Origin of the sequence: Variovorax paradoxus (genome assembly GCF_000834655.1) — a bacterium.
Lineage (GTDB): Bacteria > Pseudomonadota > Gammaproteobacteria > Burkholderiales > Burkholderiaceae_C > Variovorax > Variovorax paradoxus_F.
On record NZ_JXQQ01000041.1, the window covers coordinates 98,212 to 118,632 of the forward strand.

At 68.6% G+C, this 20,421-nt stretch carries 22 protein-coding genes; 18 read left to right on the forward strand and 4 right to left on the reverse strand.

Going from position 1 to position 20,421, the window contains the following annotated elements; translation table 11 throughout:
* Positions 1–36: 36 nt before the first annotated feature.
* Both RT97_RS17875 and RT97_RS17880 read right to left on the reverse strand, forming a co-directional pair.
* Positions 37–480 (reverse strand): DoxX family protein, encoded by a 444-nt coding sequence (locus RT97_RS17875; RefSeq protein WP_301280760.1) that lies wholly within the window; start codon positions 478–480, stop codon positions 37–39.
* 49 nt (positions 481–529) lie between these two features.
* Positions 530–1,231: a pirin family protein gene (locus RT97_RS17880; protein WP_042580139.1), complete on the reverse strand. Its 702-nt coding sequence runs from the start codon at positions 1,229–1,231 to the stop codon at positions 530–532.
* A 160-nt stretch (positions 1,232–1,391) separates the two neighbouring features.
* Here RT97_RS17880 and RT97_RS17885 point away from each other — a divergent pair, with 160 nt between their 5' ends.
* The 4 genes from RT97_RS17885 to trmB all read left to right on the forward strand — a co-directional run bounded on the left by RT97_RS17885 (position 1,392) and on the right by trmB (position 5,206).
* The gene (locus RT97_RS17885; protein ID WP_042580140.1) at positions 1,392–2,345 is read left to right on the forward strand and encodes a LysR substrate-binding domain-containing protein; all 954 of its coding nucleotides are present in this window, start codon (positions 1,392–1,394) and stop codon (positions 2,343–2,345) included.
* 96 nt (positions 2,346–2,441) lie between these two features.
* Positions 2,442–3,524 (forward strand): NAD(P)/FAD-dependent oxidoreductase, encoded by a 1,083-nt coding sequence (locus RT97_RS17890; protein ID WP_042580141.1) that lies wholly within the window; start codon positions 2,442–2,444, stop codon positions 3,522–3,524.
* A 12-nt stretch (positions 3,525–3,536) separates the two neighbouring features.
* Positions 3,537–4,448, forward strand: a complete 912-nt coding sequence (gene gluQRS, locus RT97_RS17895; protein ID WP_042580142.1) for a tRNA glutamyl-Q(34) synthetase GluQRS — start codon at positions 3,537–3,539, stop codon at positions 4,446–4,448.
* Positions 4,448–5,206, forward strand: coding sequence for a tRNA (guanosine(46)-N7)-methyltransferase TrmB (gene trmB, locus RT97_RS17900; RefSeq protein ID WP_042580143.1), 759 nt, complete (start codon positions 4,448–4,450; stop codon positions 5,204–5,206). Before gluQRS ends, trmB begins: the two co-directional genes overlap by 1 nt.
* A gap of 14 nt (positions 5,207–5,220) precedes the next feature.
* On the opposite strand, the gene RT97_RS17905 is transcribed toward trmB, so the two are convergent.
* Positions 5,221–5,694, reverse strand: a complete 474-nt coding sequence (locus RT97_RS17905; RefSeq protein WP_080898346.1) for an energy transducer TonB — start codon at positions 5,692–5,694, stop codon at positions 5,221–5,223.
* An 83-nt stretch (positions 5,695–5,777) separates the two neighbouring features.
* Between RT97_RS17905 and RT97_RS17910 the strand changes: the two genes are divergently transcribed.
* On the forward strand, positions 5,778–6,950 hold the full coding sequence (locus RT97_RS17910; protein ID WP_042580144.1) for an ABC transporter substrate-binding protein: 1,173 nt from the start codon (positions 5,778–5,780) through the stop codon (positions 6,948–6,950).
* Positions 6,951–6,956: 6 nt separating this feature from the next.
* On the opposite strand, the gene RT97_RS17915 is transcribed toward RT97_RS17910, so the two are convergent.
* Positions 6,957–7,679, reverse strand: a complete 723-nt coding sequence (locus RT97_RS17915; protein WP_042580145.1) for a Crp/Fnr family transcriptional regulator — start codon at positions 7,677–7,679, stop codon at positions 6,957–6,959.
* Between the two features lie 131 nt (positions 7,680–7,810).
* Between RT97_RS17915 and RT97_RS17920 the strand changes: the two genes are divergently transcribed.
* The 13 genes from RT97_RS17920 to RT97_RS17980 form a co-directional block, all read left to right on the forward strand.
* Positions 7,811–8,401, forward strand: coding sequence for an HD domain-containing protein (locus RT97_RS17920; RefSeq protein WP_042580146.1), 591 nt, complete (start codon positions 7,811–7,813; stop codon positions 8,399–8,401).
* Positions 8,402–8,431: 30 nt separating this feature from the next.
* A complete protein-coding gene (locus RT97_RS17925) occupies positions 8,432–9,199 on the forward strand; it encodes a class II aldolase/adducin family protein (RefSeq protein ID WP_042580147.1) in 768 nt (255 codons plus the stop codon).
* A 96-nt stretch (positions 9,200–9,295) separates the two neighbouring features.
* Positions 9,296–10,174: a bile acid:sodium symporter family protein gene (locus RT97_RS17930; RefSeq protein WP_042580148.1), complete on the forward strand. Its 879-nt coding sequence runs from the start codon at positions 9,296–9,298 to the stop codon at positions 10,172–10,174.
* A gap of 7 nt (positions 10,175–10,181) precedes the next feature.
* Positions 10,182–11,108, forward strand: a complete 927-nt coding sequence (locus RT97_RS17935; RefSeq protein ID WP_042580149.1) for a LysR family transcriptional regulator — start codon at positions 10,182–10,184, stop codon at positions 11,106–11,108.
* 77 nt (positions 11,109–11,185) lie between these two features.
* Positions 11,186–12,613, forward strand: coding sequence for an FAD-dependent tricarballylate dehydrogenase TcuA (gene tcuA / locus RT97_RS17940; protein WP_042580150.1), 1,428 nt, complete (start codon positions 11,186–11,188; stop codon positions 12,611–12,613).
* The gene (gene tcuB / locus RT97_RS17945; RefSeq protein WP_080898347.1) at positions 12,597–13,832 is read left to right on the forward strand and encodes a tricarballylate utilization 4Fe-4S protein TcuB; all 1,236 of its coding nucleotides are present in this window, start codon (positions 12,597–12,599) and stop codon (positions 13,830–13,832) included. Before tcuA ends, tcuB begins: the two co-directional genes overlap by 17 nt.
* A gap of 44 nt (positions 13,833–13,876) precedes the next feature.
* Complete coding sequence (locus tag RT97_RS17950; protein ID WP_042580151.1) at positions 13,877–14,665, forward strand: class II aldolase/adducin family protein; 789 nt, start codon at positions 13,877–13,879, stop codon at positions 14,663–14,665.
* 40 nt (positions 14,666–14,705) lie between these two features.
* On the forward strand, positions 14,706–15,674 hold the full coding sequence (locus RT97_RS17955) for a tripartite tricarboxylate transporter substrate binding protein (RefSeq protein WP_042580152.1): 969 nt from the start codon (positions 14,706–14,708) through the stop codon (positions 15,672–15,674).
* Between the two features lie 13 nt (positions 15,675–15,687).
* Complete coding sequence (locus RT97_RS17960; protein WP_042580153.1) at positions 15,688–16,587, forward strand: amidohydrolase family protein; 900 nt, start codon at positions 15,688–15,690, stop codon at positions 16,585–16,587.
* Between the two features lie 83 nt (positions 16,588–16,670).
* On the forward strand, positions 16,671–17,630 hold the full coding sequence (locus RT97_RS17965) for a Bug family tripartite tricarboxylate transporter substrate binding protein (protein WP_042580154.1): 960 nt from the start codon (positions 16,671–16,673) through the stop codon (positions 17,628–17,630).
* Positions 17,627–18,586 (forward strand): D-2-hydroxyacid dehydrogenase, encoded by a 960-nt coding sequence (locus tag RT97_RS17970; protein WP_042580155.1) that lies wholly within the window; start codon positions 17,627–17,629, stop codon positions 18,584–18,586. Before RT97_RS17965 ends, RT97_RS17970 begins: the two co-directional genes overlap by 4 nt.
* 41 nt (positions 18,587–18,627) lie before the next feature.
* A complete protein-coding gene (locus RT97_RS17975; protein ID WP_042580156.1) occupies positions 18,628–19,596 on the forward strand; it encodes a Bug family tripartite tricarboxylate transporter substrate binding protein in 969 nt (322 codons plus the stop codon).
* A 94-nt stretch (positions 19,597–19,690) separates the two neighbouring features.
* Positions 19,691–20,421: glycoside hydrolase family 3 N-terminal domain-containing protein (locus tag RT97_RS17980; protein ID WP_042580157.1), on the forward strand; the 731-nt coding region annotated here is incomplete at its 3' end.

Below are 20,421 nucleotides of genomic sequence, written 5' to 3' on the forward strand. Positions count from 1 at the left end.
GAAGCGACACGAAGCGCGCGAAGCCTGGGGGATAGCTTATTTCTTGTCGATGCTGAATCGGCCGGGACCGAAGGCCGCGAAAGCGAGCAGGCCACCGGCGATCGCGATGTTCTTGTTGAAGTTGATCTGCTGCATCATCTTCATCGCATCGGGTGCCGACCAGTACTTGTGGAAGAACAGCGCGGCGGCGATGGTGAAGAGCGCCAGCACGATGGCGGTCCAGCGGGTCTTGAAGCCCAGCAGCAGCGCAATGCCGAAGCCGAGCTCGACGATGATCGCGATCGCGGCGCCCACTTCCGGCAGCGGGAGGCCCACCGAAGAGATGTAGCCCACGGTGCCGCCAAAGCCCATGAGCTTGCCGATGCCGGCGGGAATGAACAGGTACGCGATCAGGATGCGGCCGATCAGCGCCAGGGTGTCCTGGGCTGAGTTGGGGGTGGTGGTGGTTGCCATGGTTGAAAAACTCCTCGGTTGTTGAATGAAATACAGGGAACGGAAAAAAGCCGGGCGACGAGCGCCCGGCCGTGGATCAAGCGGTCAGGTCGAACACCAGCACTTCGGCATCCTTGCCGGCGCCCAGCGTCAACTGCGATTCGCCTTCGAGCATCGCGGCGTCGCCGCCCGAGAGCTTCTGGCCATTGACTTCGAGCTCGCCGCGCACCAGGTGCACATAGCTCTTGCGCGCCGGGTCGAGCGCGAGGCTCGCCTTCTCTTCGCCGTCCAGGAGGCCCGCGAAGAGGCGTGCATCGGCATTCACCTTCACCGAGCCGTCGCTGCCGTCGGGCGAGGCCACCAGGCGCAGCTTGCCGCGCTTCTCGGCGTCGCCGAACTGCTTTTGCTCATAGCCCGGCGCGATGCCGCGCACGTTGGGCTCGATCCAGATCTGCAGGAAGTGCGTGGTCTCGTCCTTCTTGTGGTTGAACTCGCTGTGCATCACGCCGCGGCCCGCGCTCATGCGCTGGACGTCGCCCGGCGGAATGGACTCGATGTTCCCCATGCTGTCCTTGTGCGCCAGTTCACCCGAGAGCACGTAGCTGATGATCTCCATGTCCTTGTGGCCATGGGTGCCGAAACCGGCGCCCGCGGCCACGCGGTCTTCGTTGATCACCCGCAGGTTGCCGAAGCCCATGTGGGCCGGGTCGTAGTAACCGGCGAAGGAAAAGCTGTGGAACGAGCGCAGCCAGCCATGGTCGGCATAACCGCGTTCCTGTGATTTACGGACTTGCAACATCGTCGAACTCCTTTTGGCCGTTCCCGAGGGGATGTTCTGGCCTTCTTCGTATGCCGCGCCGGATGCGCAGCGGATGTGAAGAACTTTAGGCCCGCACCCCCGAGTGAAAAGCGCCGGGTTTTGATGGCATCATTCAAATTTTTTGATCAATGGAGCCGCCATGCCCAGCGCCAGAGACGTACTGACCCCCGACGCGCTCGCGATGCTGCAAACGGTGGCCGCCACCGGCAGCTTCGCGGCGGCCGCACGCGAACTCGACCTCGTGCCCAGCGCGCTGAGCTACCGGGTGCGCCAGATCGAGGACGCGCTGGACGTGCTGCTGTTCGACCGCAGCGCGCGCCAGGCCCGCATCACCGAGGCCGGCGCCGAGTTGCTGCGCGAATCGGCGCGCCTTCTGAACGAGATCGACGCGGTGGCCAACCGCGTCAAGCGCGTGGCCACGGGCTGGGAACCGATGCTGACCATCGCGGTGGACAGCGTGATCGCGCGCGATCCGCTGCTCGACCTGGCCACCGCCTTCTTCGCGCTTGATCCGCCCACGCGCCTGAAGCTGCGCGACGAGACGCTGCTGGGCACCATCGAGGCGCTCACGAGCGGCGAAGCCGATCTGGCCATCGGAGCGGTGCTCGATGCGGCGAGCCTCGCCTTCACGGCCACCGGCATCCGCAGCCGGCCTATCGGCGAGCTGCGCTTCGTGTACGCGGTGGCGCCGCACCATCCGCTCGCGCGCCTGCCCGAACCGCTGACCGATGCGGTGCTGCGGCAGTACCGCGCGGTCGCCGCGGCCGACTCGGTGCGCAGCGGACCGAGCATGACCGTGAACCTCGTGGGCGGACAGGACGTGCTCACCGTGCCGAGCATGCAGGCCAAGCTCGCGGCGCAACTGCACGGCCTGGGCGGCGGCTTCTTGCCGGAGCCGATGGCGCGGCCGTACATCGAGGCGGGTCACCTCATCGAACGCAAGACCGAGCGCACGCCGCCGCTGGGCACCATGCATTGCGCATGGCGCGTGCGCAGCGCGGGTGGCCCCGGTCGCGCGCTGGAATGGTGGCTCGCGCAGTTCGAGCACGAGGCCACGCGGCGCGCGCTGCTCGAGCGCCATCGGGGACGCTGAGGAAAGCCCTGAGGCGCGGTCTCCCGGACGCCCATGCAGACCGATGTAGAGTGCGGACACATTCATCGTCTCCCTGTCAAAAGAAAAGAGTCCTTCATGACCACTCGCGCCACTGCAAAGCAGACCGACCGCCACCGAACACCCTCCACCCCTCGCCACTACGCCGTCGTCGGCGCCGGCATCGCCGGGGTGGCCTGCGCGCGCACGCTGGTGCAGGCCGGCCACAAGGTCACGCTGTTCGAACGCGAGGCCGCACCCGGCGGTCGCATGGCGAGCATCGACACGGCGTTCGGCCGCTTCGACAGCGGCGCGCAGTACTTCACCGTGCGCGATCCGCGCTTCGCCTTGGCGCTCGAGGCCACGCCCAGCCTCTGCCGCCCCTGGAGCGCCAACCTCGTGCGCGTGCTCGATGCACACGGCCGCGTGGCCGAGGCGGCACTGCCGGGCCGCGAATCGCACTGGGTGGCGCAGCCCGGCATGGACGCGCTGGTCGCGCACTGGGCCGCGCCGCTGGCCGACAACCTCATCACGAACACGCAGGTCACGCAGATCGAGCCCGACGCGCTCGACCGCAAGCGCTGGCAACTGCGCACCGCGGGCGAAGACGACTCGCAGCATGTCTACTCGGGCTTCGACGCCGTGCTGCTCGCGGTGCCGCCCTCGCGCACCCGCGTGCTGCTGGGCGACGGCAAGCTCTCGGCCTCCCTCAGCCAGAAGATCGAGCCGGTGCGCATCGCCCCTTGCTGGACGCTGATGATCGCGTTCCCGCAGGCCAACCAGGCCAACATGTCGCACCTCGGCCCGCAGTGGAACGCGGCGCGCAGCACACACCACCGCGTGGCGTGGCTCGCGCGCGAATCGTCCAAGCCCGGCCGCGAACGCATCGAGCGCTGGACGCTGCAGGCCAGCGCCACCTGGTCGCAGGAACACCTGCGCGACGACGCACCGCGCGTCGAGGCCAAGCTCCTGCGCGCCTTCGCAGAGATCACCGGCATCCACGCCGTCCCGTCGCATGCGCAGACGCGCTGCTGGACCGAAGCCCAGACGCAGGTGCCCGTCGGCAAGACGCACCTCTGGGACGCCAAGGCGCGCATCGGCGTGGCCGGCGACTGGTGCACGGGGCACCGGGTGGAAGACGCGTTCCTCTCGGGCCTCTCGCTGGCGCTTGCGGTGATCTGATCGATCTTCGGGATGCGTGAGACCGGCCGTTTCGCGCCCTCGCCCACGGGGCCGCTGCACGCCGGCTCGCTGGTGGCCGCCCTCGCGAGCTGGCTCGACGTGCGCGCCCGCGGCCCGCAGGCGCGCTGGCTGATCCGCATCGAGGACGCCGACACCGAACGGTGCCTCCCCGGCATGGGCAAACACATGCTGCGGCAGCTCGCCGACTGCCACCTGCTGCCCGACGAGACGCCCGTGTGGCAAACCCAACGCACGGCGCACTACGAGGCGGCGCTGCAGAAGCTGCAGGCGCGGGGTCTTGCCTACCCCTGCGGGTGCTCCCGAAAGGACATCGACCTCGCGCTCGCCGGGCTCGGCCACACGCACGAGCGGCATGGCGAGCGCGTGTATCCCGGCACCTGCCGCGACGGCCTGCACGGCAAGCCCGCGCGGGCCTGGCGCTTTGCCACCGAGAAGTTCGAATCGAATCAACCCGGCGAACTCCACTGGACCGACCGCCGCCTCGGCGAGCAGCACCAGGACGTCGGCCGCGAGGTCGGCGACTTCGTGCTGCGCCGCGCCGATGGTCCCTGGGCCTACCAGCTCGCGGTGGTCGTCGACGACGCCGAACAGGGCGTGACCGACGTGGTGCGCGGCGAGGACCTGGCCGACAACACCGCGCGCCAGATCCTGCTGCAGCGCGCGCTCGGCCTGCCGACACCGAGCTACCTGCATACGCCGCTGGTGCGCGGCGCCGATGGCGACAAGCTCTCCAAGCAGAACGGCGCCACGCCCATCGACACCGCGACGCCCGACGCCGCATTGGCAGCCCTCGATGCGGCCGCGCGCGTGCTTGGCCTGAGTGCTATCACGGCCACATCCTGCACGGCCGCACTGGCCGGCTGGGTGCCCGAATGGCGCGCTCTCTACAATTCGCGGCCGTAATGACCTTTCCCGACACCGTGCCCCACGACCTCCCGCCCAGCGACGACAACACAGACGACAGTGCAGGCGACGGCACCAAGCCGCACCCGCTGCACCGCCGCCTCAAGAGCTTCGTGAAGCGCGCGGGCCGCACCACCGACGGCCAGGCGCGGGCCTTTTCCGAACTGGGCCCGCTGTTCCTCATTCCCTATACCCCCGAGCCGATCGACCTCACGGCAGCCTTCGGCGGTCGCGCCGCGCCGACGGTGCTGGAAATCGGCTTCGGCATGGGCGAGGCCACCGCGCGTATCGCGACGGTGCTGCCCGAGACCAACTTCTTCTGCTGCGAGGTGCACGAACCGGGCGTGGGCGCGTTGCTCAAGCGCATCGGCGAGCAGTCGATCCCGAACATCCGCATCTGCGCGCACGACGCGGTCGACGTGCTCAACCACATGCTGCAGCCCGGCACGCTGGCGGGCGTCCATGTGTTCTTCCCGGACCCGTGGCACAAGAAGCGCCACAACAAGCGCCGGCTGATCCAGCCCGAATTCGTGACCAAGCTCGCGCAGCACCTGCGCCCCGGCGGCTACATCCACTGCGCGACCGACTGGCAGCCCTACGCCGAGCAGATGCTCGAAGTGCTGGCGGCCGAGCCGCTCCTGCGCAACACGGCCGAAGGCTATGCGCCGAAGCCGGCATACCGGCCGCTCACCAAATTCGAGAACCGCGGCATCAAGCTGGGCCACGGCGTGTGGGACCTGGTGTTCGAGCGCGCCTGAAAAAGAAGAGCCCGCTATTCCGCCTTGAAGTGGAACGGCAACCGCATCAGGGTGCGCACCGCCCGTCCGTCCGCCGACCGTGCCGGGTCGAAACGCCACCCCTTGAGCGCATCGGTCACCGCCTTCGAGAGCAGCGGGTGCGGCGACCGTTCGATGCGGACGCCCTCGGGCGTGCCTGATTCACCCACGTAGAAAACGGCGATCACCTGGCCCTCCACACCCTCGTCCGCCAGCGCGGTCGGGTAGTCGGGCAGGCGCCGATGGCGGATCGCCGCGGGCTTCACGATGGCGGGAGTCGCCGCAGGCGCCTGGGGAGGCGCGGCCTCGGCAGGCGGCGCACTGATGACGATGGGCGGCGGCTCGGACACGACGCCCGGCGCCGGCATCTGCGCAGGCTGTGCGATTTCCACCACGTCGCGCGGCGGCGCGGTGCACCCCGCGAGCGCCATGCACAGCCCGAATCCACCCCAGAGAAAAGCAAATTTCATAGGGCAATTCTGTAGCAGCCGCTGCTATCGCCCTGGCCTCAATATTGCTACACTTTTTTACTACTTCTCACAAAGGGTGTGCAATGAACAAGTCACGCAGGGATTGGTTGGAGAAGGCATGCGGCGCGGTGCTGCTCGGAAGCGGCATCGGCATGGGCATCACCCGGGGCGCATCGGCGCAGACCCGCACGGCAGGCGGGGCGGCGCGCGTCGTGCTGCTCGGGCAATCGGTGCCGCTGACCGGCGGCGCCGCTGAAATCGGCAGCGCCTTCGCGGCGGGTAGCCGGCTCGCGGTGAGCGACTTCAACGCCCGCAACGCGGCCACCGGCCTGCAACTGAAACTGGTGCAGCTCGACGACGGCTACGAAGCCGCCCGTGCCAGCGCCAACGCGCGCACGCTGCTCGGCGCGCAGAAGGCGGACCTCCTCTTCGGCTTCGTCGGCACCGCCAGCAGCGAGGCCGGCGCGAACGTGGCCACGCAGCAGGGCAGCCTGCTATTCGCGCCCTTCGCGGCGGCCGACAACCTGCGCGGCGCCGACCGCCCCAACGTGTTCCACGTGCGGCCCGGCATGATCGACGAGGCCCTCAAGATCGTGCGCCAGTGCGCCACCGTGGGGCAGACCCGCGTCGCCTTCCTGGGCGACGACGACGCCATGGGCCGCGCGGGCCTGGCGGCCGTGCAGCAGGCGATCACCGAACTCAAGCTCACGCCATTGGTCGCGAGCGCGCTGGTGCCCGCGGGCGGCGACAAGCTCGATGCCGCGCTGAAGGACGTGCAAAAGCAGTCGCCGCAGGCCATCGTGCTGGTGTCGCTCTCGGGCACCACGGCCAACGCCATCCGGAAGCTGCGCAAGAGCGGCTACACGGGCAACTTCATGGCCTTCTCGATCGTGGGGATCGATCCGCTCTACGCGGAGCTGGGCAAGGACATCGGCGGCATCGTGATCTCGCAGGTGGTGCCCTCGCCCCGGCCCTCGGCCATTCCGATCGTCAAGGAGTACCTCGCGGCGGTCGACAACTCCGACCAGACGGCGTCGTACGAAGGGCTCGAAGGGTTCATCGCCGCCAAGGCCGTGGGCGAGGCGGTGCGCCGCGCGGGCCGCGGCTTCAACACCGCGACGCTGCAGCGCACGATGACCGCGATGACCGACTACGACGTGGGCGGCTTTCGCATCAACCTGCGCCCGGGCCTGCGCGACAACGTGCGCAGCATCGACCTCATCAGCATCTCGGCCGACGGGCGGGTGTTGCGCTGAACGGCGTCAGCCGGTGCTGACCAGCCGCTGCAACGCATCGAGCGACAGCAGCTCGATGCGCCCGTAGCCCAGCGCGACCACGCCCTCGCCCGCCAGCGCGTTGAGCTCTTTCGAGAGCGTCTGGCGCGTCACGCCGAGCATCATCGCGAGCGCCTCCTGCGGCAGCATCAGCCGATGCCGCAGGTGCACCGACTGCGTCGCATCGCCGCGCGCGAGCACCAGCAGCCGGTGCGCCACCCGCGCGCGCAGGCTGCGCAGCGTGGCGTCTTCCGCAAGGCCATAGAGCATGCGCACGCGCGCCGCCAGCATCGCGGCAATTGCGTTGGAGAACACCACGTCGCGCATCTGCCGCGCGAAGGCTTCGGGCGAGACCACCAGGAGGTCGAGCGCTTCGAGCGCGGTGGCATCGTGCGTGCGCGGCGAGCCGTCGATCAGCGTGATCTCGCCGAACCAGTTGCCCGGCTCCAGCACCGCGAGGATCGCCTCGCGCCCGTCCTGGCGCAAAGACGAGATCTTGATCGTGCCTGCGACGAGCCCGTAGAAACCGCCGCCGGCCGCATGGATCGGATCGCCCTGGCGGAACACCATGGTCCCGCGCCGCACGTGGATGAGCTCGGCCGCGCCCACCAGCGCCTCGCGCTGCGTGCGCGGCATGCTGGTGAACCATGGGTTGCCCTCCAGCGCAGCGCGGTGCGGGGCGGAGAGACGCGGCTTGGAGGAAGGAGGCATCGGAAGGGCTCAGGCACCTGTGAGCACAGGGGTTTACCAGCACCCTGCATTGTCAAATTCTTGACAGTTGAGCGTCAAGTGCGGGTCTACAGTGACCGCCACCCTCTGAACAGAAAAACGGAGACGACACGATGAGCGAACGCGCAGGTTTCACGAGCATGCAGGAAAGCACGCGCGAAGACTGGCAACTGATCGGCGGCGAGTTCATGCAGTTCGCGGGCGGCCTGCCCGCACGCGTGATCAAGCACCTGCAGATCCTGGAAGGCGACTACGGCGGCTTTCCCGTCGATCGCTACACCCACTCGCTGCAGACCGCCACCCGCGCGCTGCGCGACGGCCGCGACGAGGAGTACGTGGTGTGCGCGCTGCTGCACGACATCGGCGACACGCTCGGCAGCTTCAACCACCCCGACATCGCCGCGGCGATCCTCAAGCCCTTCGTGAGCGAGGCCAACCACTGGATGGTGCAGCACCACGGCATCTTCCAGGGCCATTACTTCTTTCATCACATCGGGCTGGACCGCGACATGCGCGAGAACTTCAAGGACCACCCGCACTACGAGCGCACGGCCGAGTTCTGCGCGCTCTACGACAACCCCGCGTTCGATCCGAAGGGCGAGACCTTGCCGATCGGCGAATTCGAGCCCATGCTGCGCCGGTTGATGGCGCAGCCCAAGCAGAGCATCTACAAGACCGTGCTGAAAGAGCCGGCCGCCGCCTGACCCCAGACAAAGCACACCAAGGACACCCCCATGAACGCAAACTCGCAATCCGAAATCCAGAAGCTCGTCTCCGCCGAGGAGTGGCAGCTGCGCGTCGACCTCGCCGCCTGCTATCGCCTCGTGGCGCTCTACGGCTGGAGCGACCTGGTGTTCACGCACATCAGCGCGCGCGTGCCCGGTCCCGAGCATCACTTCCTCATCAACCCCTACGGCCTGATGTTCGACGAGATCACCGCATCGAGCCTGGTGAAGGTCGACCAGCAGTGCAACAAGATCATCGAGTCGCCCTACCCAGTGAACCCGGCGGGCTTCGTGATCCACAGCGCGGTGCATGCCGCGCGCGAAGACATCCAGTGCGTGCTGCACACCCACACCAAGGCCGGCATCGCGGTGAGCGCGCAGAAGAACGGCGTGCTGCCCATCAGCCAGCAATCGACCTTCGTGCTGGCCTCGCTCGCGTACCACGACTACGAAGGCGTGGCCTTCCGCGACGACGAGAAGCCGCGCCTGCAGGCCGACATGGGCCATGCGAACTTCCTCATGCTGCGCAACCACGGCCTCCTGACCTGCGGCAAGACCATCGCCGACGCCTTTCTCTCGATGTACACCTTCGAGAACACCTGCCAGATCCAGATCGCCGCGCAATCGGGCGGCAGCGAACTCACGCACGTGGACCCGAGGATCATCGACGGCGTGGGCCAGGCCATGAAGGTGCAGAGCGGGGGCCTGGGCGGCATGTTCGTCTGGCCTTCGCTGATCCGCAAACTCGACCGCATCGACGACAGCTACAAACAATAAGACGCGTCGATCCCCGGTTTTCCACGGCTGCCAGCGCCCGCGCGACGGGTGCCGGCAGCCATTTTTTCAAGAAGAACGACAGAGGAGACAAAACCCATGGATGCCACGCTCATCGTGACCCGGTTCCTGTTCGGCGCGCTCGCGCTGGTGATGTTCGGGCTGGGGCTGTCGCTGTCGCTGGCCGATTTCAGGCGGCTCTTCAAGCATCCGAAGGCGGTGACCATCGCGCTGGTATTGCAGGTGATCGGCCTCCCCCTCGCGTGCTACGCGATCATCGTGGGCTTCGGGCTCTCGCCGGTGTTCGCCATCGGGCTCATGCTGCTGGCGGCCTCGCCGGGCGGCATCTCGGCCAACCTGTTCTCGCACCTCTTCGGCGGCAACGTGGCGATGAACATCTCGCTCACCGCCGTGAACACGCTGCTGTCGATCGTCACGCTGCCGCTCATCGCCAACTGGGCCATCGGCCATTTCGCGCAGAGCGGCCAGGTGGTGCCGCTGCAGACGCGCAAGCTCGTGGAGGTGATCGCGATCGTGCTGGTGCCGGTGGCCATCGGCATGTTCGTGGCCTCGCGCCGGCCCGGCTTCGCGGCGCGCATGGAGAAGCCAACCAAGATCTTCAGCGGCGTGGTGCTCGCGGTGGTCACGGTGCTGGCGATCGCGAACGAGTGGAAGACCATCACCGCCACCTTCGCCGAGATCGGCATCCCGGTGCTGCTGTTCAACCTCGTGAGCCTGCTCGCGGGCTACTACCTCAGCCGCGCCGCGGGCCTGGACAAACCCCTTGCCACCGCCATCAGCTACGAGATCGGCATCCACAACTCCACGCTCGCCATCTTCATCGCGGTGAGCGTGCTCGGTAGCTTTCCGCTCGCGCTGCCGGCCGCCATCTACTCGGTGGTGATGTACATCACGGCCCCGCTGTTCGGATGGCTGTTGCTGCGCCGCGGCCAGCCCGCCACCGTGCCTGCGCGATGATGCGCGCATGGAACTGAGGCAACTGCGCTATTTCGTCAAGGTCTGCGAGCTACGCAGCATGGGCCGCGCGGCCGTGGAGCTGGGCGTGGTCACCTCGGCGCTGAGCCAGCAGATCAGCCGGCTCGAAAGCGAACTGGCCACGCGCCTCCTGCAGCGCAGCTCGACCGGCGTCACGCCCACCGATGCGGGCCTGGCCTTCCTGCAGCAGGCGCAGCTCACCTTGCGCCATGCCGACGACGCGGTGCGCGCCGCGCAGCAGGCGCGCCTTTCGGGCCATGTGAGCGTGGGTCTCGCGCCCACCACCGCCACCGTGCTGGGCGTGCCCCTGATGCGCGCGATGAAGGAGCGTTACCCCGAGGTGCGGCTGCACATGGTCGAGGCGCTCTCGGGCCACCTCACGACGATGCTGCATGCGCGCCAGCTCGACCTGGCCGTGCTGTTCCAGACCGACACGCCGCGGCGCTGGAGCGTCACGCCGCTCCTGGCCGAGAAGCTCTTCGTCGTCGCGTCGCCCACGCTGGCCGAACGCCCCAAGGGCACCAAGGTGCGCCTGTCCCAGCTGGCCGACGTGCCGCTGATCCTGCCGAGCGGCAGCCACGGCCTGCGCGCCACGCTGATGGCGGCCTTCCTGCGGGCGCGCGTCACGCCCCGCATCGTGGCCGAGGTCGATGGCCTCGCGCTCCTGATGGATGCGGTGCACGCCGGCTACGGCGCCACCGTGCAGCCGGGCGCCGCCACAGCCCGGCACGACCGCGACGACCTCGAACTCACGCAGATCAGCGATGCCCACGTCGGCCGCCGCAACCTGCTGGTGAGCCTGTCGGACGACGAGCTCTCGCCCGCGGCGCTCGCCGCGCGCGTGGTGGTTGCCGACACCGCCCGCGCCCTGGTGCGCGAAGGCCGGTGGACCGGCGCAAGTCTTCTCGAAAACTGAACACCCATTGCCGCTTTCGGCCTTTCGCGTGAAGGCCATGCTCCCTAAAGTCTCCCTGATTCCAAGGAGACCCACGAGTGATAGACGTACTGGTTGTCGGTGGCGGCAATGCCGCGCTGTGCGCCGCGCTGATGGCGCGCGAGGCAGGCGCTTCGGTGCTGCTGCTCGAAGCCTCGCCGAAGGAATGGCGCGGCGGCAATTCGCAGCACACCCGCAACCTGCGCTGCATGCACGACGCGCCGCAGGACGTGCTGGTCGATGCCTACCCTGAAGAGGAATACTGGCAAGACCTCTTGAAGGTGACCGGCGGCCTCACCGACGAGCACCTGGCACGCCTGGTGATCCGCGCCTCCTCGAACTGCCGCGACTGGATGCGCAGCCACGGCGTGCACTTCCAGCCGCCGCTGTCGGGCGCGCTGCACGTGGCGCGCACCAACGCCTTCTTCATGGGCGGCGGCAAGGCCCTGGTGAACGCCTATTTCCGCAGCGCCGAGAAGCTGGGCGTGCAGATCCGCTACGACACGCCCGTGGCCTCGGTCGAACTCGATGGCGACCGCTTCGTGGCCGTGCGCACCGAGGCGGGCGAGCGCATCGAAGCGAAGAGCTGCGTGCTCGCCTCGGGCGGCTTCGAGTCGAACCGCGAATGGCTGCGCGAAGCGTGGGGCCGGAACGAGCGCGGCGAGTGGCCGGCCGACAACTTCCTCATCCGCGGCACGCGCTTCAACCAGGGCGTGTTGCTCAAATACATGATCGCAGCGGGCGCCGACAGCATCGGCGATCCGTCGCAGGGCCACATGGTGGCCATCGATGCGCGCGCGCCGCTCTACGACGGCGGCATCTGCACGCGCATCGATTGCGTCTCGCTCGGCGTGGTGGTCAACCGCGAAGCGCAGCGCTTCTACGACGAGGGCGAGGACTTCTGGCCCAAGCGCTATGCGATCTGGGGCCGGCTCGTGGCGCAGCAGCCGGGGCAGATCGCCTGGTCGGTCATCGACCAGAAGGCGGTCGGCCGCTTCATGCCGCCGGTGTTCACCGGCACGCAGGCCAACACGCTCGGCGAGCTCGCGCAGAAGATCGGCCTGGACGAGGCCACGTTCGTGCGCACCGTGCAGGACTACAACGCCGCCTGCCGCGTCGGCCGCTTCGACCACACGGCCCTGGACGACTGCCACACCGAAGGCATCGCGCCCGCCAAGACGCACTGGGCGCGCCCGCTGGACACCGCGCCTTTCTATGCCTACCCCGTGCGCCCCGGCATCACCTTCACCTACCTCGGCCTCAAGGTGGACGAGACCGCGGCCGTGCGCTTCGGCGGACGCGCGAGCCCCAACCTCTTCGTGGCCGGCGAAATGATGGCCGGCAACGTGCTGGGCAAGGGCTACACGGCCGGCGTCGGCATGAGCATCGGCACGGCCTTCGGCCGCGTCGCCGGCACGCAGGCAGCGAAGGCCGCCAAGAACCATTCGAAGAATTCCCCGGAGACCGCCCTTGCAACAGCTCACTGATCTCGTCGCACGCGCCCGTGCGGATGCCGACGGCATCGGCAGCGCCCCGCCTTCGCAGCGCGTGATCCCGATCCAGCCCGCCCTGCCCTTGACCGCCAGCGAGGGCGAGGTCGCACGCATCCTGCAGATCTGCAACGCCTGCCGCTATTGCGAGGGCTTCTGCGCGGTGTTCCCCGCGATGACGCGCCGGCTCGAATTCGGCAAGGCCGACACCCACTACCTGGCCAACCTCTGCCACAACTGCGGCTCCTGCCTGCATGCCTGCCAGTACGCGCCGCCGCACGAGTTCGCGGTGAACGTGCCGCAGGCGATGGCGCAGGTGCGCATGCAGACGTACCACGACTACGCCTGGCCGCCCGCGATGGGGGCGCTCTACAAGAAGGCCGGGCTCACCGTCGCGCTCGCCCTTGCAGGCGGCCTCGCACTGTTCCTCGTGCTGGCCGTGGCGATGTCGGGTTCGCTGCTGCACGAACCGATGGCCGGAAACTTCTACGCGATCTTTCCGCACAACTTCCTCGCGCTGGTGTTCGGCGCGGTGTTCCTCTTCGTGATGTTCGCGCTGGCCATGGGCGTGCGCCGCTTCTGGCGCGAAGTGTCGCCCGCGAACGACCCGGGCAATGCACCGTCGATGCCCGGCGTGCGCGGCCCCGCGAGTGCCGAGGCGGCGCACGACGCGCTGCGTCTGAAGTACCTGGGCGGCGGCCACGGCGAAGGCTGCAACAACGAGGACGACCGCTTCACGCTCTGGCGCCGGCGCTTCCACCACTTCACCTTCTACGGCTTCATGCTGTGCTTCGCCTCGACCTGCGTGGCGACGCTCTACCACTACCTTTTCGACCTGCACGCGCCCTATGCGCTCACGAGCCTGCCGGTGCTGCTGGGCACGGCAGGCGGCATCGGCCTCGTGATCGGTCCCATCGGCCTGCTTTGGCTGAACCTGCGTCGCAACGCCGCGCACGGCGACGTGGCGCAGCGGCCGATGGACCGCGGCTTCATCGCGCTGCTGCTGCTCACGAGCGTCACCGGCCTCGCGCTCCTCGCATGGCGCGACACCACCTTCATGGCGCTGCTGCTGGCGGTGCACCTGGGCGTGGTGATGGCGCTCTTCCTCACGCTGCCCTACGGCAAGTTCGCGCACGGCATCTTCCGCTCGGCGGCGCTCTTGAAGTTCGCGATCGAGAAGCGCCTGCCCAGCCGCCTGCAACTGGGCGCCGACTGAACCCGCCGACGAACCGAATCCTGCAATCGAAAAGGAACCCCGAGATGACGAACCCTGGCGTACTCCAGATCCCCTCCATGAAAGACAAGTGCTCGGCCGCCGAATGGCAGGCCCGCATCGACCTCGCCGCCTGCTACCGGCTGGTCGACCTGTACGGCATGTCAGACATGATGGCCAACCACATCTCCTCGCACGTGCCCGGCGAGCACGGCGCCTTCCTCATCAACCCCTACGGGATGATGTACGAGGAGATCACCGCCTCCAGCCTCATCAAGGTCGACGCCGACGGCCGCATCCTCTCGTCGCCCGACTTCGGCGAGCTCAACTACGGCATCAACAAGGCCGGCTACGTGATCCACAGCGCGGTGCATGCCGCGCGGCCCGACGTGGCCTGCGTGATCCACACGCACAGCTGGGCGTCGATGGCGGTGTCCTCGCTCGAATGCGGGCTGCTGCCGCTCACGCAGACGGCGATGCGCTTCCTGAAGATCGGCTATCACGAGTACCAGGGTGTGGTGCTCAACACCGAAGAACAGGCGTCGCTGCTCGCCGACCTCGGCCAGAGCGAGGCGGTGATCTTTCGCAACCACGGTGCGCTCGTGGTGGGCCGCAGCGTGGGCGAAGCCTTCAACTGGATGCACCGGCTGGAACTCGCCTGCCGCGCGCAGATCGGCGCGATGTCGTGCAACACGCCGCTCAAAGCCGTGCCGCAGAACGTGCTCGAAGAAACCTGGAACAACTACCAACCCGGCACCCGCCGCCCTTACGGGCTCATGGAATGGCCCGCGCTGCTGCGCAAGCTCGACCGCATGGACCCGAGCTTCCGCGACTGACGCCCAAGCGCACTTCGAAGAAACACAGAGACAACGCCCCATGAAGAGAAGACACCTCCCCGCCGTGCTGGCAGCGCTTGCAGCGGCGCTCGCGCTGCCCGCGCTCGCGCAGCAGAAATTCCCGCAGAAGCCGGTCACGCTCGTCGTGCCGTTCGCGCCCGGCGGCAACCTCGACGTCGTCGCGCGCACGTTGGCGCCGGCCTTGGGCCAGATCCTCGGCCAGTCGGTGATCGTGGACAACCGGGCCGGGGCCGGCGGCGCCATCGGCGCGTCGTATGTGGCGCGCGCACAGCCCGACGGCTACACGCTGCTCGTGAGCACGCCGAATGCGCTCGTCGTGCTGCCGCTGATGACGAAGACCACCTACGCGCTCGCCAACTTCGCGCCCATCGGCCTCGCTGCCACCACGCCGCTGGTGATCGCGGTGCGCGGACAAGGCCCGTACAAGGACATCGACGCCGTGCTCTCGGCCGCGCGCAGCAAGCCGGGCCAGGTCACGGCCGGCCATGCGGGCCCGGGCACCACCAACCACGTCGCGCTGCTGCAGCTCGAACAGGCCGGCAAGCTGACCCTGAACACCGTGCCGTACAAGGGCTCGGCCCCGGCGCTCACCGACCTCCTGGGCGGGCAGATCGACCTCGTGGTGGACCAGCTCACGAGCTCGGCCGCGCACATCCAGTCGGGCATGCTCCGCGCGGTCGCCGTGATGTCGAAGGACCGCGACCCCGCATTGCCCAACGTGCCCACGCTGCGCGAGGCAGGCCTGAAGGATTTCGATGCCACCACCGCGACCGGCCTGCTCGCACCGGCCGGCACGCCGCCGGACGTGATCGTCACGATCAACGCCGCGCTGCGCAAGGCGCTGGCCGACGAGAACGTCAAGCGCCACCTCGTCTCCGTCGGCAGTCCCGGCAAGGCCTCGTCGCCCGACGAATGGCTCGCGATGTTGAAGAAGGAAGACGCGGGCGCCCGGCTACTCGCCAAGAGCGGCAAGCTCAAGGCCGATTGAGGAGGCACGCACCATGACCCGCCCCTGCCTGCCTCCCCGCGATGCCTTCACGCCCGTGTCTTTCGCGTTGCCGCCCGGCGCGTGCGACAGCCACGCGCATGTCTTCGGCCCTTACGACCGCTTTCCGCTGGCCGACGACCGCAGCTACACGCCCGCCGAATACCCCGGCGCGGCATTCGTCGCGCACCTCGACCGGCTGGGCCTCTCGCGTGGCGTGCTGGTGACCGGCAGCGCGAGCGGCACCGACAACGGCGCGGTGCTCGCGGCACTCGCGCAGTACCCCGATCGCCTGCGAGGCATCGCCGTGCCGGAAGCCGACACCACCGATGCGGAACTCGACCGCTGGCACGCGGCCGGCATCCGCGGCGTGCGCTTCAACCTCTTCCAGCGCGACGGCCATGCCGTGTACCGCAACGGCGTGGGCATCGAGGTGCTCGAAGCGCTGGCGCCGCGCCTGGCCGAGCGCGGCTGGCACGCGCAGATCTGGATCCACGCGCCCGACCTCGTCGAGCTGGCGCAGCGGCTGCTGCGCGCCGGCGTGCCGCTGGTGATCGACCACATGGGCCGCATGGCGGCCTCGCGCGGCATCGACGATGCGGGCTTTCGCACGCTGTGCCGCCTCGTCGCGGAAGGCAAGGCGTGGACCAAGATTTCCGGCGCCGACCGCAACACCGGCATGGGCCCGCCCTACGCCGACATCGACCCCTTCGCCGCCGCGCTGCTCGAGGCCAATGCCGAGCGCGTGGTGTGGGGCACCGACTGGCCGCACATCAACTACTTCGAAGCGCAGCAGGTGCCGGACGACGGCGCCCTCGTGAACCTGCTGGCGCGCTGGCTGCCCGACGAGGCGCAGCGCCAGCGCGTGCTGGTCGACAACCCGGCGACGCTGTACGACTTTCCCCCGCACCCGTAAGTGACGAAGAGACAGAGCCAACAGACCCAAGGATCAGAAAAATGAAACGAGACAAGCTTTCCTCCCCTCTCCTGCACAAGCTCATGGGCGCGGCCGCCGCCGTGCTGCTGGCCGCGGGCCTGGGCGCTGCGCCGCGCGCCGATGCGCAATCGGCGTACCCGAACAAGCCGGTGCGCGTGGTCGTCGCCTTCACCGCGGGCGGCACCACCGACATCCTTGCGCGCGCCGTCACGCAGCAGATGTCCGAGAAGCTGGGCCAGCCCTTCGTCATCGACAACAAGCCCGGCGGCGGCGGCAACATCGGCACCGAGTTCGTGGTGCGCGCGCCGGCCGACGGCTACACGCTCATCGTCAATTCGGTCGGCCCAATGGCGGTGAACCAGACGCTCTACAAGAACATGACCTACGACCCGCTCGCCGACCTCGTGCCGGTGGTGCAGATCGCCGATGTGCCCAACGTGCTGGTCGTGAACCCCGAGGTGCCCGCCAAGACGATGGAAGAGTTCATCGCCTACGCCAAGGCCAACCCCAACAAGCTGAACTACGGCTCGACCGGCATCGGCACCTCGTCGCACCTGTCGAGCTACATGCTCAGCAAGCGCATCGGCGCCGAGACGCTGCACGTGCCCTACAAGGGCGCCAATGCGCTGACCGACCTGCTCGCGGGGCGCATCCAGTTCATGTTCGCGACCATTCCCTCGGTGATCCCGCACATCCGCGCGGGCAAGCTGCGCGCCATCGCGGTGAGCAGCCTGAAGCGCTCGCGTTCGCTGCCCGATGTGCCGACCGTGGCCGAAAAGGGCTTCGCCGGGTTCTCGGCGGGATCGTGGTTCGGCTTCTTCGCGCCCAAGGGCACGCCGGCGCCGGTGATCGCGCTGCTCAACAAGTCGGTGAACGACGCGCTGCCTTCGCTCGAAGCGCAGATGATCCGCGAGGGCGCAGACCCGGTCGGCGGCACGCCCGAGCAGTTCGGCAAGTTCACGCGCCAGGAGTACGACAAGTGGAAAGTGATCGTGCGCGAGTCGGGCGCGACGGCCGAATGACTTTGCCGCTGCGCCTCTTGATGACGCCTGCGGCCGCGCAGCAGGCCGGCGCGGGACTGGCCGAAGCCCTCGGCGGCCGCGCGCACGTGGTGGTGAGCCCCGGGGAAGATGCGGACCTCGCCTTCGTCTCGCGCGACGTCACGGGCCTCTCGACCAAGCACAAGGTGTTGCCGCACACGCAGCAGTTCCACGATGCCTTGCGCGGCGCGCGGTCGCTGCGCTGGGTGCATGCGCATTCGTCGGGCGCCGACCGGCCCGTGTACGGCGAGCTGCGCGCACGCGGCGTCGAAGTGACGACTTCGTCGGGCGCCAACGCGGGCGTCGTGGTGCAGACCGCACTGGCCGGGGTGCTGATGCTGGCGCGCTGCTTTCCCCAACTGCTCGCGGCGCAGCGCGAGAAGACCTGGGCGCCGCTCGTGGGCAGCGGCCTGCCGCGCGACCTGGCGGGCCAGACGGCGGTGATCGCCGGCTGGGGACCGATCGGGCAAGGCCTCGGTGCGCTGCTTTCCGCGTTGGGCCTGCGCGTCATCGCCGTGCGCAGCAGCGCGGTCGCCGACAGCGTGCGCTTCGAGGACATCCACGCCGTGCTGCCGCGCGCCGACTGGCTGCTGCTCGCCTGCCCGTTGACCGACCGCACGCGCGGCCTTGTCGATGCAGCCGCGCTCGCGCTGATGCCGCCCGGTGCACGGCTCGTGAACGTTTCGCGCGGCGAGGTCGTCGATGAGCCTGCGCTCATCGATGCACTGCGTAGCGGCGCGCTCTCGGGCGCCTACCTCGACGTGTTCGCGCACGAGCCCCTGCCGGCCGAGTCGCCGCTGTGGGACATGCCGAACGTGATCGTCACGCCCCACACCGCCGGCCACTCGGACGGCAACGAAGCGCGCGTCGCCGCGCTCTTCCTGGCCAACCTGAAACGCTGGAACGAAGGCCAGCCGCTGCTGAACCGCGTGGCCTGACGCCATCTCTCTTACAACAACAACTCCAAGACCTTACGACCATGAACCGAAAGAATTTCCTGCGCACCGCTGTCGCCACGCTGATGCTCGCGGCCGGCGTGGCCTCTGCCGCCGACTGGCCCGCCAAGCCCATCACGCTCGTCGTCCCCTTCGTGGCCGGCGGCACCACCGACATCGTCGCGCGCACCGTGGGCCAGAAACTCTCCGAAGCGCTCAAGCAGCCGGTGATCATCGACAACCGCGGCGGCGCGGGCGGCACCGTGGGCGCGACCATCGCCGCGAAGGCGCCGGCCGACGGCTGCACGCTGTTCCTGGCGACCATCGCGCATTCGATCGCGCCGGGCCTCTACAAGAAGCTGGCCTACGACTTCCAGCGCGACTTCGATCCGGTCGCGCTCGTGGCCTCTACGCCCAACGTGCTGATCGTCAACGACAAGGTGCCCGCGAAAACGGTGGCCGAACTCGTGGCGTACATCAAGGCCAATCCGGGCAAGGTCAACTTCGGCTCGGCCGGCAACGGCAGCACCGAGCACATCTCGGGCGAACTCTTCCGGTCGATGACCAAGACCGACATCGTGCACGTGCCCTACAAGGGCGGCGCGCCGATGATGGCCGACCTCATGGGCGGACAGATCCAGATGGCCATCGAGACCAGCCCCTCGGCCTCGCCGCACGTCAAGGCCGGCAAGGTGCATGCACTGGCCGTGACGACCAGGACGCGTTCGCCCGCCTACCCCGGCGTGCCCACGCTCGACGAGGCGGGCCTCAAGGGCTACGACATGACGACCTGGTTCGCGCTGATGGCCCCGCACGGCACGCCGCCCGAGGTCGTGCAGCGCCTGAACGCCGAACTGGCCCGCGCGGTGCAGCAGCCCGACGTGGTCAAGCGCTTCGAGGAACAAGGCGTGACGGCCGGCGACATGAAGCCCGCGGAACTCGCGAAGTTCATCGCGAGCGAGACGACCAAGTGGGTGAAGGTGGCCAAGGAAGCCGGCGCGACAGCGGAGTGAAGGCGCAAAAAAGGGCAGGTCGGACATAGCCCTACGGCGACGACGGAAACCCGCTTGCCGGGGGCCAGGCCCGTTGTCTGCAGAATAGGAGGCCATGCACGTTCGAAAAGCGGCGCTCGCCGCCCTCCTCTCCCTCTCCTCCGGCTTCCTTCCTCCCGCCTTCGCCGCCTCCGCCCCGGGCGACGCCACGCCCGCCGACGTGGCGGATGCGCGCATCGAATCGCTGATCGCGCGCATGACGGTCGAGGAAAAGGCCGGCCAGCTGAGCCTCTTCGGCCCGGCCGACATCAACATCCCCAACAACCCGCAAACCGCGTGGCGCAATGGCCAGCAGGAAACGGCCGACGTGCGCGCCGGCCGCCTCACGGGTCTTTTCAACAACGCGGGCCTGGAGGGCAAGCTGCGGCTGCAGCAGATCGCGGTGCGCGAGTCGCGCCTGGGCATTCCACTGATCTTCGGCGCGGACGTGATCCACGGCTTTCGCACGATCTTCCCGATGCCGCTGGCCGAGGCGTCCAGCTGGGAGCCGGCGCTGGCCGAGCGCACCACGCGCGCGGCGGCGGTCGAGGCCACGGCCGACGGCTTTCGCTGGACCTTCGCGCCGATGGTCGACATCGCACGCGATGCGCGCTGGGGCCGCGGCCTCGAAGGCGTGGGCGAGGACCCGTTCCTCGCGCGCCAGTTCGCGGCGGCGCGGGTGCGCGGCTTCCAGGGCAGCAATCTCTCGAACGCCGATTCGATGCTCGCCACGCCCAAGCACTTCGCGGCCTACGGTGCGGCCGAAGGCGGGCTCGACTACAACGCGAGCGACATCTCCGAGCACAC